General features: G+C 62.6%; 21 protein-coding genes. 15 read left to right on the plus strand and 6 right to left on the minus strand.

The window, feature by feature from the left end:
* A partial coding sequence (locus ACH2CW_RS16345; RefSeq protein ID WP_395060064.1) for a gamma-glutamylcyclotransferase occupies window positions 1–304 on the minus strand: 304 nt, incomplete at its 3' end.
* A 142-nt stretch (window positions 305–446) separates the two neighbouring features.
* Between ACH2CW_RS16345 and ACH2CW_RS16350 the strand changes: the two genes are divergently transcribed.
* The 8 genes from ACH2CW_RS16350 (at window position 447) to ACH2CW_RS16385 (ending at window position 8,762) form a co-directional block, all read left to right on the plus strand.
* Complete coding sequence (locus ACH2CW_RS16350) at window positions 447–1,004, plus strand: OmpA family protein (protein ID WP_395060066.1); 558 nt, start codon at window positions 447–449, stop codon at window positions 1,002–1,004.
* A 106-nt stretch (window positions 1,005–1,110) separates the two neighbouring features.
* The gene (gene edd / locus ACH2CW_RS16355) at window positions 1,111–2,931 is read left to right on the plus strand and encodes a phosphogluconate dehydratase (RefSeq protein WP_395060068.1); all 1,821 of its coding nucleotides are present in this window, start codon (window positions 1,111–1,113) and stop codon (window positions 2,929–2,931) included.
* A complete protein-coding gene (gene eda, locus ACH2CW_RS16360) occupies window positions 2,922–3,575 on the plus strand; it encodes a bifunctional 4-hydroxy-2-oxoglutarate aldolase/2-dehydro-3-deoxy-phosphogluconate aldolase (RefSeq protein ID WP_395060070.1) in 654 nt (217 codons plus the stop codon). Before edd ends, eda begins: the two co-directional genes overlap by 10 nt.
* A gap of 241 nt (window positions 3,576–3,816) precedes the next feature.
* Window positions 3,817–5,730, plus strand: coding sequence for a DUF294 nucleotidyltransferase-like domain-containing protein (locus ACH2CW_RS16365; RefSeq protein WP_395060072.1), 1,914 nt, complete (start codon window positions 3,817–3,819; stop codon window positions 5,728–5,730).
* Window positions 5,727–6,380: a 3'-5' exonuclease gene (locus ACH2CW_RS16370; protein ID WP_395060074.1), complete on the plus strand. Its 654-nt coding sequence runs from the start codon at window positions 5,727–5,729 to the stop codon at window positions 6,378–6,380. Before ACH2CW_RS16365 ends, ACH2CW_RS16370 begins: the two co-directional genes overlap by 4 nt.
* 232 nt (window positions 6,381–6,612) lie before the next feature.
* On the plus strand, window positions 6,613–6,975 hold the full coding sequence (locus tag ACH2CW_RS16375; protein ID WP_395060076.1) for a DMT family protein: 363 nt from the start codon (window positions 6,613–6,615) through the stop codon (window positions 6,973–6,975).
* Window positions 6,976–7,091: 116 nt separating this feature from the next.
* Window positions 7,092–7,739 (plus strand): DUF47 domain-containing protein, encoded by a 648-nt coding sequence (locus ACH2CW_RS16380; RefSeq protein ID WP_395060078.1) that lies wholly within the window; start codon window positions 7,092–7,094, stop codon window positions 7,737–7,739.
* A 12-nt stretch (window positions 7,740–7,751) separates the two neighbouring features.
* Window positions 7,752–8,762, plus strand: a complete 1,011-nt coding sequence (locus tag ACH2CW_RS16385; RefSeq protein ID WP_395060080.1) for an inorganic phosphate transporter — start codon at window positions 7,752–7,754, stop codon at window positions 8,760–8,762.
* 71 nt (window positions 8,763–8,833) lie between these two features.
* Here the strand turns inward: ACH2CW_RS16385 and ACH2CW_RS16390 are convergent, their stop codons facing one another.
* Both ACH2CW_RS16390 and ACH2CW_RS16395 read right to left on the minus strand, forming a co-directional pair.
* Window positions 8,834–9,292 (minus strand): hypothetical protein, encoded by a 459-nt coding sequence (locus ACH2CW_RS16390; RefSeq protein WP_395060082.1) that lies wholly within the window; start codon window positions 9,290–9,292, stop codon window positions 8,834–8,836.
* 8 nt (window positions 9,293–9,300) lie between these two features.
* Window positions 9,301–9,858 carry a GNAT family N-acetyltransferase gene (locus ACH2CW_RS16395; RefSeq protein WP_395060084.1) on the minus strand — a complete coding sequence of 186 codons (558 nt, stop codon included), beginning with the start codon at window positions 9,856–9,858 and terminating at the stop codon, window positions 9,301–9,303.
* A gap of 174 nt (window positions 9,859–10,032) precedes the next feature.
* Between ACH2CW_RS16395 and rpsP the strand changes: the two genes are divergently transcribed.
* The 7 genes from rpsP (at window position 10,033) to hisC (ending at window position 15,255) form a co-directional block, all read left to right on the plus strand.
* A complete protein-coding gene (rpsP, locus tag ACH2CW_RS16400) occupies window positions 10,033–10,293 on the plus strand; it encodes a 30S ribosomal protein S16 (protein WP_188708034.1) in 261 nt (86 codons plus the stop codon).
* A 16-nt stretch (window positions 10,294–10,309) separates the two neighbouring features.
* Window positions 10,310–10,885: a ribosome maturation factor RimM gene (gene rimM / locus ACH2CW_RS16405; protein ID WP_395060086.1), complete on the plus strand. Its 576-nt coding sequence runs from the start codon at window positions 10,310–10,312 to the stop codon at window positions 10,883–10,885.
* A gap of 44 nt (window positions 10,886–10,929) precedes the next feature.
* Entirely contained in the window at window positions 10,930–11,709 is a 780-nt protein-coding gene (gene trmD, locus ACH2CW_RS16410; protein WP_395060088.1) for a tRNA (guanosine(37)-N1)-methyltransferase TrmD, read from the plus strand.
* Between the two features lie 130 nt (window positions 11,710–11,839).
* Window positions 11,840–12,205, plus strand: a complete 366-nt coding sequence (gene rplS / locus ACH2CW_RS16415; protein ID WP_395060090.1) for a 50S ribosomal protein L19 — start codon at window positions 11,840–11,842, stop codon at window positions 12,203–12,205.
* Between the two features lie 68 nt (window positions 12,206–12,273).
* A complete protein-coding gene (locus ACH2CW_RS16420) occupies window positions 12,274–12,969 on the plus strand; it encodes a CoA pyrophosphatase (RefSeq protein WP_395060092.1) in 696 nt (231 codons plus the stop codon).
* A 188-nt stretch (window positions 12,970–13,157) separates the two neighbouring features.
* A complete protein-coding gene (locus ACH2CW_RS16425; RefSeq protein WP_395060094.1) occupies window positions 13,158–14,165 on the plus strand; it encodes a CobD/CbiB family protein in 1,008 nt (335 codons plus the stop codon).
* A 19-nt stretch (window positions 14,166–14,184) separates the two neighbouring features.
* Entirely contained in the window at window positions 14,185–15,255 is a 1,071-nt protein-coding gene (gene hisC / locus ACH2CW_RS16430; RefSeq protein WP_395060096.1) for a histidinol-phosphate transaminase, read from the plus strand.
* A 6-nt stretch (window positions 15,256–15,261) separates the two neighbouring features.
* Here hisC and rsgA read toward each other — a convergent pair whose 3' ends face one another.
* From rsgA to ACH2CW_RS16445, 3 genes are read right to left on the minus strand one after another with little or no spacing between them, the layout of a single operon-like run.
* The gene (rsgA, locus tag ACH2CW_RS16435) at window positions 15,262–16,209 is read right to left on the minus strand and encodes a ribosome small subunit-dependent GTPase A (RefSeq protein ID WP_395060098.1); all 948 of its coding nucleotides are present in this window, start codon (window positions 16,207–16,209) and stop codon (window positions 15,262–15,264) included.
* On the minus strand, window positions 16,206–16,523 hold the full coding sequence (locus ACH2CW_RS16440; protein WP_395060100.1) for a 4a-hydroxytetrahydrobiopterin dehydratase: 318 nt from the start codon (window positions 16,521–16,523) through the stop codon (window positions 16,206–16,208). The genes rsgA and ACH2CW_RS16440 overlap by 4 nt, the downstream gene beginning before the upstream one ends.
* Window positions 16,520–17,806, minus strand: coding sequence for a M48 family metallopeptidase (locus ACH2CW_RS16445; protein WP_395060102.1), 1,287 nt, complete (start codon window positions 17,804–17,806; stop codon window positions 16,520–16,522). Before ACH2CW_RS16445 ends, ACH2CW_RS16440 begins: the two co-directional genes overlap by 4 nt.
* Between the last annotated feature and the right edge of the window lie 28 nt (window positions 17,807–17,834).

The raw sequence follows: 17,834 nt of genomic DNA on the forward strand, positions 1-17,834 counted from the left end.
CGTACACACCGGTCACCATCTCGCGCAGCCAGAGTTTGGCCACCACTTCGGGCACGTCGTGGCGTGGAACGCGGTAGACCACGCCGTGACAACTGCCGCCCGACAGCAGCGCAAACACCAGGCCCGGGCACTCGGGGGTGCCGCGATTGATGCGGCTCCACATCTTGAGCGCGCGGTGCCAGCCGTGTACCCGGGCGCGCCGTTGCTCGGAAAAATCGAAGTCGGGCCGCCAGATCAGCGAGGCGTAGCCGAAAATCCAGAGGTCCTCCTTGCCGCCCCACTGATGCAAAAAACGCTCCAGCATGGGGGCGGGATCGCGAACGGTGAGCAGGCTGTTTGGCAGGTGAGTGTCCACCCACGCACTTTACAATGCCCCTGCGATTTGCGCATGGCGCGAGTCCGCTGCACCTTTCCCGAACCCCGATGTTTCCCCGGAGATTTTTTGCATGTTTTCACAGTCGGACGATGAGCAGCAAGGCTGGATGCTGGGCCTGCTGCTTGGCCTCATCGCGCTGGTGATCGCCCTGGTGCTGGGTCTGGCGCTCAGCCGCGTCGGGGCTTCGCGGCCGGACCAGCCGACGGAGGCTGTGGAATCTGTTGTCGTCCCTGCGCCTGTGTCGGCCATGCCTGCCGCCGTACCGGCTTCAGCGGCACTGGCCGCCCAGGCCGTCTCCGACGCCGCCAGCATCACGGTGGAATACGGCGTGGTCAAGTTCTACTTCGCCTCCGGCGAGGCCGAACTTGCGGCCGGGGCTGCCGACGCTCTGGTTGATGTGGTCAAGGGTGCGCGGGGCGGCAAAAAAATCCTGATCTCCGGGTTTCACGATGCCAAAGGTAACGCCGCGCGCAATGCCGAACTGGCCAGGCAGCGTGCGCTCGCGGTGCGCCAGGCCCTGATCGCAGCCGGTGTGTCGGACAGCCAGATCCGCCTTGACAAGCCGGCGCAGACCGCTGGCACGGGCAGCGATGCCGAGGCGCGCCGGGTAGAGATCGCGCTGCAGTAGGGCAGGTGGCCGGTAACCGGTTGGTACCCGTGGCTTTGCAGGGGCTTGGTAACGAAGTACGATGGACGAAGTAATAAAGTTACCAACGAACCTCAAAAGCACCCCCATGAGCCTTCACACCGTCGTCGCCCAGGTCACTGAAAACATACGCACGCGCAGCCTGAGCACGCGCAACGCCTACCTGCAGCGGCTGGACAGCGCCGCCACCCGCGCCATCAGCGTGGACCGCATGGGTTGCGGCAACATCGCTCATGCGGTCGCTGGCATGCCGCTGGACGATCGCTTCAAGGTGGTCACTGAACGAGCGCCCAACATCGGCATCGTCACCGCCTACAACGACATGCTCTCGGCGCACACGCCGATGCAGCCTTACCCGGACCTGATCAAGTGGGAGGCGCGCCTCCACGGCGCGACCGCCCAGGTGGCCGGTGGCGTGCCCGCCATGTGTGACGGCGTGACGCAGGGCACGACCGGGATGGAACTCAGTCTGTTCAGCCGCGACGTGATCGCCATGGCCACCGCGGTCTCGCTGAGCCATGACATGTTCGACGCGGCGCTGATGCTGGGTGTGTGCGACAAGATCGTGCCTGGCCTGCTGATAGGCGCGTTGCACTTCGGCCACCTGCCCGTGGTGTTTGTTCCAGCCGGTCCGATGCCGTCCGGCTTGCCGAACAAGGAAAAAGCCCGCGTGCGCGAGCTGGCGGCGCAAGGACTGGTAGGCCGCGATGGCCTGCTCGATGCCGAGCTCAAGAGTTATCACAGCCCCGGCACCTGCACTTTCTACGGTACGGCCAACAGCAACCAGATGCTGCTCGAAGCCATGGGCCTGCATGTGCCCGGCACCGCTTTTGTCCAGCCTGGCGGCGACCTGCGTGACGAACTCACGCGCGAGGCAGCGCGCACGGTGCTGGGTATCGTCAAGTCGTCGAAGCGGTTTTCACCGATCGGCAGGATCGTCGATGAAAAAGCCATCGTCAACGCCATGGTCGCGCTGCTGGCCACTGGCGGTTCCACCAACCATTTGATTCACTGGGTCGCGGTCGCGCGGTCCGCCGGCATTTTGATTGACTGGAACGATTTTTCTGACCTGTCCGATGTCGTGCCTCTCCTGACCCATGTGTATCCCAACGGCAGCGCCGACGTGAACCAGTTTCAGGCGGCCGGCGGCACCGGTTTTGTGATTCGCGAGTTGCTGGACGCCGGCTTCATGCATGAGGACGTGCTGACGGTGCGCGCCGGGGGCATCCGCGAGTACACGCGCGAACCGGAGATGCGAGATGGCAAGCTGGCCTGGCATGAGATGGGCGCGAGCAAGGACGAAGCCATCGTGCGGCCGACCAGCGCACCCTTCAGCGCCAGCGGCGGTCTCAAGCTGCTGCAGGGCAATCTGGGCCGTAGTGTGATCAAGGTCTCGGCGGTGCCGGACGACCGCCACGTGATTGAAGCGCCCGCGCGCGTCTTCGATTCGCAGGAGGCGCTGCATCTGGCTTTCCAGGGCGGTGAGCTGGACCGCGACGTGATCTGTGTGGTGCGCTGGCAGGGGCCGCAGGCCAACGGCATGCCCGAGCTGCACAAACTCACGCCGCCGCTGGCGGTGCTGCAGGGCAAAGGCTTTCGCGTGGCGCTGGTCACCGACGGCCGCATGAGCGGCGCCTCTGGCAAAGTGCCTGCGGCGATTCACGTATCGCCCGAGGCGGCGGCGGGCGGTCCGTTGGCGAAGGTGCGCGACGGTGATGTGATTCTGGTGGATTCGATCAACGGCATACTCGACATCAAGGTGCCAGCCGCCGACTGGGCAGGCCGCGAGTCTGTCGCCATGCCCGAGACGCTGCGCGCGGCCAATGGCCTGGGCATGGGGCGTGAATTGTTTGCGGGCATGCGGCGCAATGCACTGGCCGCTGAAGAAGGAGCTTTGTCGTGGATGTGAAACTTGATGCGAACCGGCCGCTGACCGCCCTGCAGGTGATGCAGGACGCCGCCGTGATTCCGGTGATTGTGCTCAACGATGTGGCGCACGCTGTGCCGCTGGCGCGTGCGCTGGTGGCCGGCGGCATACGCATGCTGGAAGTGACCTTGCGCACGCCACAGGCGCTGGCCTGCATCGAGGCGATTACGCGTGACGTGCCCGAAGCCGTGGTCGGTGCCGGCACTGCGCGCAGCGCCGCCGATGTGCAGGCCTGTGCGATGGCCGGCGCGCGTTTTATCGTGAGTCCGGGTTACACCCACGCGGTCGGCACCGCCTGCCGCGATGCACATCTGCCGCTGCTGCCTGGTGTGGCCACCGGCAGCGAAATCATGGCGGCGCAGGAAGACGGCTACACCGAGCTCAAGTTTTTCCCGGCGCTGCAGGCTGGCGGCTTGGCCATGCTCAAGGCCTGGGGCGGCCCCTTTGGTGATGTGTTGTTCTGTCCCACCGGCGGCATCACCGCCACCAACGCAGCCGAGTTTTTGGCACTCGCCAATGTGGCTTGTGTGGGTGGCTCTTGGCTGGTGCCGGCCGATGCACTGGCGCGCGGGGACTGGGGCCGGGTCAGTGCGCTGGCGCGGCAGGCGGCCAGCTTGCCAAGGTAGTTTGCTGGTTTTGATGAATGAAAAGTGCCTCCAGCCCATGTCCAAAGAGCGTTACCAGCTACTGAATTAATAGCACTGTTACTGCGCCAGGTGGCATCTCCACCATGCTGCGGCCCTGTTCGCGACGCCCCCGCTGGATGAACCGCACGCAAGTCTGCCGGCAATCGGTCGCACCTTTGCGCTGTGTCAGCAGGACAGCACATGCTTCCCGGATAATCGATTCAAACACCGGGAGACGACCGTGACGGATGCCAACCAGCCGCTGGCCTCGCTCAATGCCGACCTCAGTCCGTCCAGCAGCCTGCTGGCCAACCTGCGCCAGGAACTGATGCGGTACCCGCCGTTTGCGCAGATGCTGGCCGGCGACGTCGATTTTTTCCTCAGTCACTCCCGCGAGAACTACTACGCACCCGGTGAACTGCTGCTCACGCCCGACAGCGGCCTGGTGCAGAACCTCATCTTTATTCGTCAGGGCGCGGTGATCGGCGAGCGCGGCCTGGCCGAGCTGTCGGGCGGTGCTTTCCACTATGAGCCCGGCGAGTTGTTTCCGGTCAGTGCGGCTGTTGCTCAACGCGCCGTCACGGCCAGCTACCGCGCAGTGGCTGACACCTTTGTGCTGGCCTTGCCGCTGGATGCCATGCAGGCGCTGGCGGTTCGCAGCCCATCGTTTGCCGATTTCCTGAACCGGCGCATCCTGAAGTTTCTGGACCTGTCGCGGCGTGCGTTGCAGGTGGCCTATGCCTCGCAGGCGCTGGCCGAGCAGTCGCTGGAAACGCCGCTGGGTGAGGTGGCACGCCAGACGCCGGTGAGCTGCCCGCCGGACACACCGTTGCGCCAGGCGCTGGCGCAAATGCACCAGCAGCGCATAGGCTCCATGCTGGTGACCGATACGCAGCAGCGGCCGCTGGGCATCCTCACGCGTTACGACGTCCTCGGCAAGGTCACGCTGCCGGGCCTGCATCTGGACACGCCGATCTCGCAGGTGATGGTCCAGCCGGTGCTGTCGCTGAGCCATGAACACACCGCGCTCGATGCGGCGCTGCTGATGAGCAAACACGGTATTCGCCACGTGCCGGTCACGCGCGGTGGTGCGGCCGTCGGCATGGTGTCCGAGCGCGATCTGTTTGCGATGCAGCGCCTGAGTCTCAAGCAGGTCAGTACCTCCATCCGTTCCGCCGCCGACGTGGACACGCTCAAACTGGTGGCGCAGGATATCCGCCGTTTTGCGCACAATCTGCTGGGCCAGGGCGTGCACGCGCGCCAGCTCACCGCGCTGATCAGCCACCTCAATGACGTGCTGACCGCGCGCCTGCTGGAGATCAAGGCGCAAGAGCATCACCTCGACCTGACGCGCCTTTGCTGGCTGGCGCTGGGTTCCGAGGGACGCAGCGAGCAGACGATTGCCACCGATCAGGACAACGCGCTGATCCTGCCGGACGACACGACGCCGGAGCAGCGGGGCGCTGCCCTGCGCTTCGCCAGTGCGGTCAATCTGGCGTTGGACGCCTGTGGCTACCCGTTGTGCCGCGGCCGCATCATGGCCGGCGAGCCGTCCTGCTGCCTGACGCTGCGCCAGTGGCGCGAGCGTTTTGCCCACTGGGTAGAACACGGCGCGCCGCAGGACCTGCTGCATGCCAGCATCTACTTTGACTTCCGCGCGCTGGCGGGCGATGACCGCCTGGCCGACAGCTTGCGCCGCGAGGTCAGCGAGGCAGCGCGGCGCGCACCGCGTTTCATCAAGCAACTGGCGCTCAATGCGCTGAGCCACAGTGCGCCGCTGAACTGGACCGGCAGCGTCGCCGTTGACGATGCGGGACGGATCGACCTCAAGCTGCAGGGCGCGGCGATTTTTGTTGATGTGGCGCGCATTTATTCGCTGAGCCTCGGCGTTGCCGTCACCAGCACCCGCGAACGGCTGGAGGCCGTCGGCCCGCTGCTTGGCCTGGCCGCCCCCGAATACCAGGCCTGGGTCAGCGGCTTCGAGTTTTTGCAGACGCTCCGGCTGCGCATTCAGCTCGAAGGCACGGCTCCGCAGCAGCAACCGAACCAGCTTGAAGTCGCACAGCTCAATGATATTGACCGGCGCATCCTGCGTGAATCCTTCCGTGTGGCACGCTCGCTGCAGCAGCGCCTGCAACTGGATTACGGGCGATGAGCTGGGGTGACCGCCTGCGCGGCTGGATCGGCGCGCCAGTGGCTGTGGACGAGTTGCGCTGGGTTGTGCTTGATGTCGAGACCAGCGGGCTGGATCCGCAGCGCGACCAGTTGCTGGCGATTGCCGCGATTGCCGTTCGCGTGGATTGGCCGAGCAGGCGCCTGAGCATCACACCGGGCGACAGCTTTGAGGTGGTGCTGCGCCAATCCGAAGTGGCCAGCGCGAAAGACAATATCCTGCTGCACGGCATTGGCCTGCAGCGCCAGCGCGAAGGCGAACCCATGCCAGACGGGCTGCGTGCCTTCACCCGCTTTGTCGGCAATTCGCCGCTGCTGGCGTTTCATGCGCCCTTCGACCAGGCCATGATTGGCCGGTTTGTGTTGGCGCATCTGGGCGCTGCGCTGACCAATCGCTGGGTTGACATCGAACAACTGTGTGCGGTGACGCACGAGAAGGTCAGGGCGCGCGCGCTGGACGAGTGGCTCGCGCACTTTGGCATCGTCTGTGCCAACCGGCACCAGGCGGCTGCTGACACGCTGGCCGAGTGTGAGCTGTTATTACGTATCTGGCCACAGATGGCCAGGCAGTGTGCGGGCTGGCGCGATGTCGAAAAACTCGCGGCCCAGCAACGCTGGATTGCGCGGGCTTGAACGCAGCCATGGCGCTGTTCAACCCAGGCCAAGATTGCCACAAGACCTGACCGATTGTTGCTTCCGTGCGGTTTATAGCGATAGTTTGCTATTATTTTGGTAGCCTGTTGCGCCCTGTGTATAAGGGCTACAGGCCCAAAAGACCGTGAGATCCGGAAGTTGGTGAGCGCACGTCGGAACGGGCGCTGACAATGCGGTCGCTGTCGGTTTTATGGATGCCTTTGGAGAACCCATGCAGTTTCTGCAATCCCTTCCCGTTTCCGCGCAGACCATTGGCTTGCTGCTGCTGTCCAATGTTTTCATGACATTTGCCTGGTATGGCCATCTGAAAAACCTGGCGACCTCACCCTGGTACATCGCAGCCCTGATCAGCTGGGGCATTGCATTGTTCGAATACCTGCTGCAGGTGCCGGGCAACCGTATTGGCTTCACGCTGTACAGCGTGGGCCAGCTCAAGATCATGCAGGAGATCATCACCCTGGCGGTTTTTGTACCGTTTGCGGTGTTCTACCTCAACGAGCCACTGAAGCTGGATTACCTGTGGGCCGCGCTGTGCATGGTGGGGGCGGTGTATTTCATCTTCCGATCATCCTGACCCTGGCGGCGCCCAGGAAGGCGCTGCATGGGGCATGAAGTGACAAATGGGGGGGACGGTTAAACTGCCCAGTCACAAAAATGTCATTGAAATGACACAAACCCCAGGAGTCGACGATGCTGTTTGGCAAGCTGCTGCCGCGTGAAGGCAATTTTTTTGAGCTGTTCAACCAGCATGCCGACCGCATCGTCGAGGCGGCCCGCGCTTTTTCCAATCTGGTTGCCAACTACAGCGACATCGAAAAGCGGGAGAGCTATAACCGCGAGGTCGACAATGCCGAACGCGCCGCAGACCGGATCACCCAGGAGGTGAACCGCATGCTGCACAAAACCTTCATCACCCCGATTGATCGGGAGCAGATTCATACCCTGATCAACACCATGGATGATGTGGCCGACCTGATTCAGGATTCCGCTGAAACCATGGCCTTGTACGACGTGCGACACATGACCGAGGAGATCGTCCGGCTGACCGACCTCAGCGTCAAATGCTGCGAACGCCTGAAGGATGCAGTGGCGCTGATCGACAAGCTCAGCGACGCAGCCACGGCCGAGGCCGCGTTGAAGACCTGCGAAGAGATTGACAAGCTTGAGTCTGATGCCGACCGCGTGATGCGCTCGGCCATGAGCAAGCTGTTCCGCGAAGAGCCCGATGTGCGTGAAGTCATCAAGCTCAAGGCCATCTACGAATTGCTTGAAACCATCACCGACAAGTGCGAGGACGTGGCCAACGTGATTGAGGGCATCGTCCTCGAAAATTCATAAGCGGGCGGGACCATGGAAACCGTCCAAACTGCCTTCTGGGTCGTGCTGCTGCTGGTGTTTCTGGCGCTTGCCTTCGACTTTATGAACGGCTTCCACGATGCGGCCAACTCGATTGCCACCGTGGTGTCCACAGGCGTGCTCAAACCCGGCCAGGCGGTGCTGTTTGCCGCATTCTTCAACTTCGTGGCCATCTTCGTTTTCCACCTGAGTGTGGCTGCTACCGTCGGCAAGGGCATTGTGCAGCCGGGAATTGTCGACACCCATGTGGTGTTTGGTGCCCTGATCGGCGCCATCACCTGGAACCTGCTGACCTGGTATTACGGCATTCCCAGTAGCTCGTCCCATGCGCTGATCGGCGGCATCGTCGGTGCGGTGCTGGCCAAGTCAGGCGCCGGCGCGCTTGTGGCCACCGGCATCCTGAAAACCGTGGCCTTCATTTTTGTCTCGCCGCTGCTGGGTTTTCTGCTCGGGTCATTGATGATGGTCAGTGTGGCCTGGGCCTTTCGCCGTGCCACGCCGTCCCGGGTGGACCGCTGGTTCCGGCGTATGCAGCTGGTTTCAGCGGGTGCCTACAGCCTGGGACACGGCGGCAACGATGCGCAGAAAACCATTGGCATTATCTGGATGCTGCTGATCGCCACAGGCTATGCCTCTGCCAGCGACGCTGCCCCACCGACCTGGACCATCGTCAGTTGTTATGTGGCGATCGCTGTGGGAACCATGTTTGGTGGCTGGCGCATCGTGAAAACCATGGGTCAGAAAATCACCAAGCTCAAACCGGTGGGGGGCTTCTGCGCCGAGACCGGCGGGGCACTGACCCTGTTCCTGGCGACCGGGCTGGGTATTCCGGTGTCGACCACCCACACCATCACGGGTGCCATCGTTGGGGTCGGCTCGACCCAGCGGGCCTCGGCGGTCCGCTGGGGCGTGGCCGGCAACATTGTCTGGGCCTGGATCTTCACGATACCGGCGTCGGCCTTTGTCGCCGCGATTGCCTACTGGGTCAGCCTGCAGTTGTTCTGAACGGCGCGGTGGGCGGGGGTATCCTCCGACAGACTCAGGACGAACGGACGCGGTGAGCGAACGTCGGGGCTCTACCTGGGTTGCGAGATCTTGCGCGCTTCCTCGACCTGGTACTCGAAATAACGCTGAAAACTGAACACGATGCTGGACATCAGCGCGATGGTGCCAAACAGCAGTGCAAACACGATCGCGCCCATGGTCAGCCAGTTGGTCCGGCCCGGCGCCGCATCCGGTGCCGCTCCGGGGTTGTGCCTGGCATTCCACTTCTCGGGCGCCATCAGGCCGTAATAAATCGCCGTCAACGCGGTGCCGGCCAGCGTGAAGCCGAGCAGCGGTATCAGTGCCCAGGCGAGCTGGTCGTCCTGGCCGTACATCCGTACGCGCTCGATGCCCCACCAGCCCAGCGCGGCAGCGATGGGATGCAGCCAGGCCAGCAGGTCGCCCACACCGTAGAGGTACAGGCGATGAATGCCCAGTTGGCCACCGGCCAGGGCCAGCCACGCCGCCAGGGTCTTGTTCTTGGTTTTCATGAAATCCGTCAGGGTGGGGAGAGGGAGGGCGAGGCTGGGTCGACCCCGACTGGCGGCTCGGTGTCGCCGGCCCCCAGTGTTTTTTCCATGATCACGATATCACGCCAGGCACCAAACTTCCAACCACAGGACGCCACGATGCCGACCTGTGTGAAGCCCAGAGCGCGATGCAGTCCGACTGAGCCGGCGTTGGCCGAGTCGCCAATGATGGCCATGATCTTGCGGATGCCTGCACTTTCGCAGCGTGCCAGCAGCTCTGACAGCAGGGCGCGGCCGATGCCCTTGCCGCCCCCGTCGGGCGCCAGATAGATGGAGTCTTCCACCGAATAGCGGTAGGCCGGCCGCGGCTTGAACCAGTTGCCGTAGGCAAAGCCGATGACAGCGCCGGCCTCTTCGGCGACCAGGTAGGGCAGGCCTTTGGACAGGACATCGGCGCGACGTGTGCCCATGTCGGCGATGCTGGGCGGCTCGGTTTCAAAGGTGCCGGTGCCGTGCAGCACATGGTGCGCATAAATGGCGGCGATGGCAGGAAGGTCGTCTTCGCGGCTGGGGCGTATGAGGGGCATGACTGGGCTCAGAAAAGAAGGCCGGGAGGCCGTGTAAATGGAAATAGCGGAGCGCGGGTTATAATCTGCGGCTTTGCAGCATTTCGCTGGCCGGGTGCCATGTCGTGTGTCTCAATCGCTGCAGGAACATTTTGGGGTGATTTTTTTTTCACCCCGCCACCCGAAGGATAAATCATGGTCGTCATTCGACTCTCGCGCGGCGGTTCTAAACACCGTCCTTTTTTCAATATTGTTGTGGCTGACAAACGTGTCCGCCGCGATGGCCGTTTCATCGAGCGTATCGGTTTTTACAACCCGATCGCCAAAGGTGGCGAAGAAGGTCTGCGCATTGAGCAGGACCGTCTGACCCACTGGCTCGGCGTCGGTGCACAAGCGTCCCCCACCGTGGAACGCCTGGTCAAGCAGGGCGCTGCTGCAGCCCCCAAAGCTGCCTGATTTTCCCGGTTGCCAGATGCTTCCGGGCTTAGAGTCCTCGGGTCTGCCTGAGGACGCCATCGAAGTCGGGCGCATTCTTGATGCCTGGGGCGTCAAGGGCTGGGTCAAAATCCTGCCGCACAGCGCCTCCTCCGAGGCGCTTTTTTCTTCCAGCCGCTGGTTTCTCCAGCCGCCCGAGGCCAAACACCGGCCCGGCTTTGATGCGTTTGCCGGCACGGTCATCCTGAGTGTCAGCGAATCCAAAACCCATTCCGACTCGGTCGTCGCCAAGTTCGAGGGTTTCGATGACCGTACGCCTGCCGAAGCCCTGCGTGGGGCGCGGATTTTTGTGCCGCGCAGCGCTTTCCCGAAAGCCGGCAAGGACGAGTATTACTGGGTCGACCTGCTGGGCCTCAACGTCGTCAACCGGGAAGGGGTGGTCCTGGGTTGCGTGCGTGACCTGATGGCGACCGGCCCGCATTCTGTGCTGTGTGTCGAATACACCGACGGCGACCAGACGCTGGAGCGCATGATCCCTTTTGTCGCTGCCTACGTGGACGGCGTGGACCTCCCTGCCAAAACCATCACGGTGGATTGGCAACCTGACTATTAAACCCTCCGGCTTTCTACGCTGGGATCGGCGCAGAATACACAGCCATGCGTTTTGATGTCATCACCCTGTTTCCCGAGCTTTTTGCACCGTTCCTGATCAGCGGTGTAACGCGCCGCGCCTACGAATCCGGCCTGGTCGAGGTCAGGCTCTGGAACCCGCGCGAGTTTGCAGAAGGCAACTACCGCCGGGTCGATGACCGGTCCTTTGGCGGTGGTCCGGGCATGGTCATGATGGCCGAACCGCTGGCGCGTTGCCTCGAAGCGATACGTGCCGAACGTGCGGAAGCTGTCAATCTTCGGGCGCCGGTTGTGCTGTTTTCACCGACGGGCCGGGCGTTGAACCACAGCGGTGTGGCCGTCTGGTCGGCCAGCGCCGGCGCGGTGCTGATCTGTGGCCGCTACGAAGGTCTGGACCAGCGTTTTATCGACACTTATGTCGACCAGCAGCTCAGCCTAGGTGACTTTGTGCTGTCCGGCGGAGAAATCCCTGCCATGGCCTTGCTGGACGCCGTGGCGCGCCTGCAGCCCGGCGTGCTCAATGATGAAGGCAGCCACCAGCTCGACAGCTTTAATCCGGCGCTGGATGGATTGCTGGACTGCCCGCATTACACGCGGCCGGAGGTCTGGCGCGAGCAGGGCGTGCCAGATACCTTGTTGTCGGGAAACCACGCGCACATCGAGCGCTGGCGCCGCGAACAGCGGTTGACCCTCACCCGCCAGCACCGCCCTGAACTGGTGGAGGCTGCGCGAAAGGCGGGCAGCTTGACGGTTGCGGACGAGGCGTTTCTGCGCGGCTTGCCGGCAAACTCCTCTCAACACCCATAAATTGCTATAATCGTGGGCTTTTCGCTCCTCTGGCGGCCACTGCAACCATCTTGACCATTACGATGTGTCGATGGATTTGCGGTCTTTAGTGCAGCGCGTGTATGAACGAAAAAGTTAGATGGAACAAATCATGAATCTGATAGCAACCCTTGAGCAGGAAGAAATTGCCCGCTTGAACAAGACCATTCCCGTGTATGCCCCCGGCGACACCGTGATCGTCAGCGTCAATGTCGTTGAAGGTACACGCAAGCGGATGCAGGCGTTTGAAGGCGTTGTGATTGCCAAGCGCAACCGCGGCCTGAACTCCAGCTTCATCGTGCGCAAGATCTCCAATGGTGAAGGCGTTGAGCGGACCTTCCAGGTCTACAGCCCGCTGATCGCCAAGATCGAAGTCAAACGCCGCGGTGATGTGCGCCGCGCCAAGCTCTACTACCTGCGCGATCGCAGCGGCAAGTCGGCCCGTATCAAGGAAAAACTGGGCGCCAAAGCTGCATAAATGCGGCCCTGTCCCTGAAAAAGCCGCTCTTGGAGCGGCTTTTTCATGCCTGCTACGCTTGGTTTTGTATGACTTTCACCAAACCGCTGCCTAAATTCGATCCGCGAACCATCCCGGTCATTGGGGTGGACACGCATTTGGCGGGCGTGCCGACGCAGGCGCTGGCGCCTGCGGCTCTGCGTCTGCGCTTCCGGCATCCGCCGCTCTGGACGCCGGAGCACAGTGTCGAAAAGAAGTTTTCCAACCGCGAGCCGGCGCTGGCTGCCGTACTGATTCCCCTGGTCATGCGGGATGAACTCACGCTGCTGTTGACAGAACGAGCCGGCAACATGTCGACCCACTCCGGCCAGGTCGCCTTTCCCGGCGGCAAGACCGATGACACCGACCACGACGCGGTGGCCACCGCGCTGCGCGAGGCGCATGAGGAGATCGGACTGGCCCGCGAACATGTGGAGGTGCTGGGTATTCTCCCGACCTATGTTACCGGCACCGCTTTTATCATCACGCCGGTGGTGGCGCTGGTGCAACCGGGTTTCACGCTGCAGCCCAATCCGTCCGAAGTGGCCGATATTTTCGAAGTACCGCTGCAGTACCTGATGAACCCCGCGAATCACCAGCGCCACGAGTTTGAATTCGATGGCGCCATCCGGCAGTGGCTGTCCATGCCCTACACCGCCAATGACGCTGGCGGCGACAAGGAGCGCTACATCTGGGGTGCCACTGCTGGCATGCTGCGCAACCTCTATCGTTTTCTGAGCGCCTAGGCCGGCGTGAGGTGCGGGTGCCTATCACCCGTTATGATTTGGCAGCAGGCACTTTCAGAAAATCAGACTATCGGGATGAGGTGCCAGGCGCCCGGAGCTCTAGCCGCCGGAATGCACGTGCTTGCATGAGGATGGCGCGCACCGCGCAACGACGCTGTTCGCCCGAAAAATGGATTTATAGACGTGCCATGAGTTTTTTTGCCGTTTTGTTCGCTCTCATCATTGAACAGGCCCGTCCGCTGGCCCGCGGCAACCCCATTCACGCCAGTTTGCGCCGCTGGGCGCGCTGGGCCAGCCGCAGTCTGGACGCCGGCAAGCCGGTCCACGGCTGGGTCGCCTGGAGCATGGCGGTGCTGGCGCCGGCGCTTCTGACACTGGTGATCCACTGGTTGCTGTGGAGCGTCAATGTGGCACTGGCTTTTGTGTGGAGCGTGGCTGTTCTCTACGTCACGCTGGGGTTTCGCCAGTTCAGCCACTATTTCACCGACATCCGCGACGCGCTCGACGACGGCGATGAGGCAAGCGCCCGTGAATTGCTGGCGCAGTGGCGCCAGGTCGATGCCAGCGAATTGCCGCGCAGCGAAATTGTTCGCCATGTGATTGAGTATTCGGTGCTGGCCGCGCACCGCCATGTGTTTGGCGTACTGGCCTGGTTCTCGGTGCTGGCCGCGCTGGGCCTGGGTCCTGCCGGAGCCGTGTTGTATCGCCTGAGCGAGTTCGTCTCGCGCTACTGGGCGCACAAAAGCCGCTCGACGGGGGAGGGCGCCAGCCCGGCGCTGCAGCAGTCGGCGGCGCGCGCCTGGCAGATGATCGACTATGTGCCGGCGCGCCTGACATCACTGGGATTTGCGGTGGTCGGCAGTTTTGAAGATGCCATCGACGGCTGGCGAAACTATGCGCAGCGTCAACCGGCCGGCCCGGAAAACCATAACGATGGCGTCATTCTCGCGGCCACCTCCGGTGCGGTCAATGTTCGATTGGGCGGTGAGGCGCTGAAGGCCACATTTGCGCCCGATGCCTCGCAGGGTTTCCAGGCCAACGGCCCCGATCAGCCCGCACCCGAGGTGACGGAAAGCACGCCCGGCCGCGAACCCGAGGTGGCGCATCTGCGCAGCATTGTCGGCCTGGTCTGGCGCTCGGTGGTGCTCTGGATGGTGCTGTTGGCGTTGCTCACACTGGCGCGCCTGCTGGGCTGAGACTGCGGGTCCGGTTTTCATGCATTCAGCCACGTCCCTCCGGAGTCCGGCCCTGAGTGGGCTGGTGCCTTACACCCCAGGTGAACAAGCTGCCACTGAGGGCCTCGTCAAACTCAACACCAACGAAAATCCGTACCCGCCTTCGCCCCGCGCGATCGCCGCCATCAGCGCCGCTGCGCAGCAGGGGCTGCAGCTTTACCCCGACCCGCAGTCGTCCGGACTGCGGCAGGCGATCGCGGAGTTTCACGGTATCGCTGCCAGCCAGGTGTTCGCCGGCAATGGGTCAGACGAAGTTCTGGCACACGCATTTTTTGCTTTCTTCCGCCAGGCCAGGCCGGTGCTGATGCCCGACATCAGCTACAGCTTTTACAAGGTCTACTGCGGGCTGTACGGCATTGACGCCGCCATGGTTCCCCTGAACAACGCAATGCGTATCGATGTGGCGCAGTACCGCGCCCCTTGCGGTGGTGTGGTGATTGCCAATCCGAACGCGCCGACCGGCACCGGCTTGCCCCTGGCAGCTATCGAGCAGTTGCTGCAGCAGCAAAGCCAGTGCGTGGTGCTGGTCGATGAGGCTTATGTGGACTTTGGCGGCGAAAGCGCCATCGGACTGATCAACAGTTACCCGAATTTGCTGGTGGTGCACACACTGTCGAAATCGCGTTCGCTGGCCGGTCTGCGCGTGGGCTTTGCCGCTGGCCAGCGTCACCTGATTGAAGCGCTCGAGACCGTCAAAGACAGCTTCAATTCCTACCCGCTGGACCGCCTGGCGCTGGCCGGCGCCACCGCAGCCTACGAAGACCGCGCCTACTTTGAGAGCACCCGCGCGGCGGTGATGCAAAGCCGCGAAACTTTACGCTCCGACCTGCTCGATCTCGGATTTGAGGTGCTGCCTTCCCAGGCGAATTTCCTGATGGTCCGGCACCTCGGGCACGACGCCGCATCCCTCGCCGCAGGCTTGCGTGAGCAGCGGATCCTGGTTCGCCATTTCAGGCTGCCGCGCATCGAGCAGTACCTGCGCATCAGCGTGGGAACGCCCGCGCAGTGCGCAGCGCTGGTGCAGGCCTGCCGCGCCCTCGTGATGCGTTGACATCTTTCAGTAACGCGCCGGCTGTGACAACTCGGCGAACAGTTCGCTATACAAACGATAGCGGCTTGCGCTTATCCCGCATGGGTTGGAGGTCGATTTTGTTTCAGAAATCACGCCGCAGCCCGGCTCGTGCAAGTGGGTGCAGTTGTAAAATTTGCAGTCCTGCGCATGCACCTTGAGGTCTGGCATGTAGTTGGCCAGGTGCATGGGGTCGATGTGGTGCAGGCCGAACTCCTGAAAGCCCGGTGAGTCGATCAGCGCGCTGCTGCGCTGCGCATCGATCCAGTACAGCGTGGTGCTGGTCGTCGTGTGTTTGCCCGAGTTGAGCGCCTGCGAAATTTCTGCCGTCAGCACCTGCGCGTTCGGCACCAGCAGGTTGGTCAGGCTGCTTTTGCCGGCGCCCGAGGGCCCCAACACCAGTGTTTTTTTGCCGCGCAGCAGCGCCAGCAGTTGCTGGTACTGCGTATCGTTGGCCACCGGCGTGTCGGTCTTGGGTTTGATCGCGAGCGGCAAGACCTGGTAGCCCATCGCGCGGTAAGGCGCCAGTTTGGTCCAGGCGCGACCGAACGGTTCGGCCAGGTCGCTTTTGTTGAGCGCGATGATGGGGGTGATGCGTTCGGCTTCGGCCGCAATCAGCGCACGCGTGAGCTGACTTTCCGAAAACTCGGGTTCGGCGGCGATCAGGATCAGCACCTGGTCCAGGTTGGCTGCAAACGACTTGGTGCGCATCTCGTCCTGCCGGTAAAACAGGTTACTGCGCGGCTCGATTTTTTCGACGGTGCCTTCGTCCTGCGAGGGCAGCCACTGGACGTGGTCGCCGACAACCGCCTGGCTCTTCTTGCCGCGCGGGTGGCAGATCAGGCGCTGGCCATCGGGCGTCTCCACCAGGCAATGCCGGCCGAATCCGGCAACCACCAGGCCGGGCAGGGTTCCGGCGGAAGAAACAGTGGTCAAGCCAGCAAGGCGTCGACCCTGGACGCGCAGAAAAAATCGCTGACTGAAATGCCCTGCACGTCATGCGTGTTGAAACGCACCGTGCATTTGCCGTAACTCAGCGCCAGGTCGGGGTGGTGATCTTCTGCATTGGCGATGAAGGCCACGGCATTCACAAAGGCGATGGTTTCGTAATAGTTTTTGAAACCGAAGGTTTTCTCGAGTGAGCCGTCGATCAGCCGCCAGCCCAGCGCCTGCTCACCATTGAGCTGGCTGAGCTGGGTCACGATCTCGGTGGCGCTCAACGCACGGCGGTTCTTGTGAATCGGGCTCATGCGGGTGCTCCGGAGCCGCCACCCAGGCGCGCCAGGCGTTCGGAAGCCGGCGGATGCGAGTAGTAAAACTTCACGAACAAAGGATCTGGCGTCAGTGTGCTGGCGTTGTCCTGGTAGAGCTTGAGCAATGCGCTTTGCAAATCCTTGCCGTCGGTCTGGGCAATCGCGTAAGCGTCGGCTTCAAACTCGTGCTTGCGCGAGAACAGCGCAAAGATGGGCGAGATGAAAAAGCTGAACACCGGGACCACCAGCAGGAACAGCAAGAGCGCTAGCGCGTCGTTACCGCCGCTCATGTTGGGCCGCACCCCCAGGCCGGTGTAAAACCAGATCTGGGTGGACAACCAGCCCAGCAGGGCAAAGCCGGCCAGGCTCATGGCAAACATCGAAACAATACGTTTGATGATGTGTTTGTGCTTGAAGTGACCGAGCTCGTGAGCCAGCACGGCATCGACCTCGGCGGGGTTGAGCTGTTTGAGCAGGGTGTCGTAAAACACCACGCGTTTGGACGCGCCGAAACCGGTGAAGTAGGCATTGGCATGGGCCGAGCGTTTGCTGCCATCCATCACGAACAGCCCCTTGGCCGCGAAACCGCAGCGTTGCATCAGCGCCGTCACGCGGGCCTTGAGGGTTTCGTCTTCCAGCGGCTGGAACTTGTTGAAAAGCGGCGCAATGACCGTCGGGTAAAGCACCAGAATCAGCAGATTGAAGACCATCCAGGCGCCCCAGGCCCAGAGCCACCACCAGTTGCCGGTGCTGCCCATGAGCCACAGGATCAGCGCCACGATGGGCAGGCCGATCAGCACACCGACCAGCGTGGACTTGAGCAAATCCCCCAGCCACAGTTTGAAGCTCATTTTGTTGAAGCCAAAACGCTCCTCGATGCGGAAGGTGCTGTACAGCGTGAAGGGCAGGTCCAGCAGGCCGCTGACCAGCCCGAAGGTGGCCAGTAGCGTCAGTTGCGGCACCAGGCTGCCGTAGTCGGCCAGGCCGGAGCCGGCCAGCGCCTGGTTCAGTACATCCATGCCACCCAGCAGCGTCCAGCCCAGCAATACGGCGGCGCCCCATGCCAACTCCAGCAGGCCGAAGCGCGCCTTGGTGATGGTGTAGTCGGCGGCCTTCTGGTGCGAGTCCAGAGAGATGGTGCTGGCAAAGGCGGGCGGGACCGCATCGCGGTGGCGAGCCACATGGCGGATTTGCCGTGATGCGAGATAGAACTTTGTCAACAGTCCTAGCACCAGAGCGGCCGAAAAAAGCAGAGTCAAAATCAGGGAAGGATCGGTCATGAATGCCAGTTTAGGCGATCAGCGAGAA

Origin of the sequence: Polaromonas sp., from assembly GCF_043778355.1 — a bacterium.
GTDB lineage: Bacteria > Pseudomonadota > Gammaproteobacteria > Burkholderiales > Burkholderiaceae_C > Polaromonas.

Excerpts from the sequence above, each read along its gene's own strand:
- hisC (WP_395060096.1), top strand. The coding sequence starts at position 14,185 with ATGCATTCAGCCACGTCCCTCCGGAGTCCGGCCCTGAGTGGGCTGGTG.
- ACH2CW_RS16380 (WP_395060078.1), top strand. The coding sequence starts at position 7,092 with ATGCTGTTTGGCAAGCTGCTGCCGCGTGAAGGCAATTTTTTTGAGCTG.
- trmD (WP_395060088.1), top strand. The coding sequence starts at position 10,930 with ATGCGTTTTGATGTCATCACCCTGTTTCCCGAGCTTTTTGCACCGTTC.
- ACH2CW_RS16350 (WP_395060066.1), top strand. The coding sequence starts at position 447 with ATGTTTTCACAGTCGGACGATGAGCAGCAAGGCTGGATGCTGGGCCTG.
- ACH2CW_RS16385 (WP_395060080.1), top strand. The coding sequence starts at position 7,752 with ATGGAAACCGTCCAAACTGCCTTCTGGGTCGTGCTGCTGCTGGTGTTT.
- rplS (WP_395060090.1), top strand. The coding sequence starts at position 11,840 with ATGAATCTGATAGCAACCCTTGAGCAGGAAGAAATTGCCCGCTTGAAC.
- rimM (WP_395060086.1), top strand. The coding sequence starts at position 10,310 with ATGCTTCCGGGCTTAGAGTCCTCGGGTCTGCCTGAGGACGCCATCGAA.
- ACH2CW_RS16425 (WP_395060094.1), top strand. The coding sequence starts at position 13,158 with ATGAGTTTTTTTGCCGTTTTGTTCGCTCTCATCATTGAACAGGCCCGT.
- ACH2CW_RS16440 (WP_395060100.1), bottom strand. The coding sequence starts at position 16,523 with ATGAGCCCGATTCACAAGAACCGCCGTGCGTTGAGCGCCACCGAGATC.
- ACH2CW_RS16395 (WP_395060084.1), bottom strand. The coding sequence starts at position 9,858 with ATGCCCCTCATACGCCCCAGCCGCGAAGACGACCTTCCTGCCATCGCC.
- ACH2CW_RS16370 (WP_395060074.1), top strand. The coding sequence starts at position 5,727 with ATGAGCTGGGGTGACCGCCTGCGCGGCTGGATCGGCGCGCCAGTGGCT.
- ACH2CW_RS16390 (WP_395060082.1), bottom strand. The coding sequence starts at position 9,292 with ATGAAAACCAAGAACAAGACCCTGGCGGCGTGGCTGGCCCTGGCCGGT.
- ACH2CW_RS16375 (WP_395060076.1), top strand. The coding sequence starts at position 6,613 with ATGCAGTTTCTGCAATCCCTTCCCGTTTCCGCGCAGACCATTGGCTTG.
- rpsP (WP_188708034.1), top strand. The coding sequence starts at position 10,033 with ATGGTCGTCATTCGACTCTCGCGCGGCGGTTCTAAACACCGTCCTTTT.
- edd (WP_395060068.1), top strand. The coding sequence starts at position 1,111 with ATGAGCCTTCACACCGTCGTCGCCCAGGTCACTGAAAACATACGCACG.
- ACH2CW_RS16445 (WP_395060102.1), bottom strand. The coding sequence starts at position 17,806 with ATGACCGATCCTTCCCTGATTTTGACTCTGCTTTTTTCGGCCGCTCTG.
- ACH2CW_RS16420 (WP_395060092.1), top strand. The coding sequence starts at position 12,274 with ATGACTTTCACCAAACCGCTGCCTAAATTCGATCCGCGAACCATCCCG.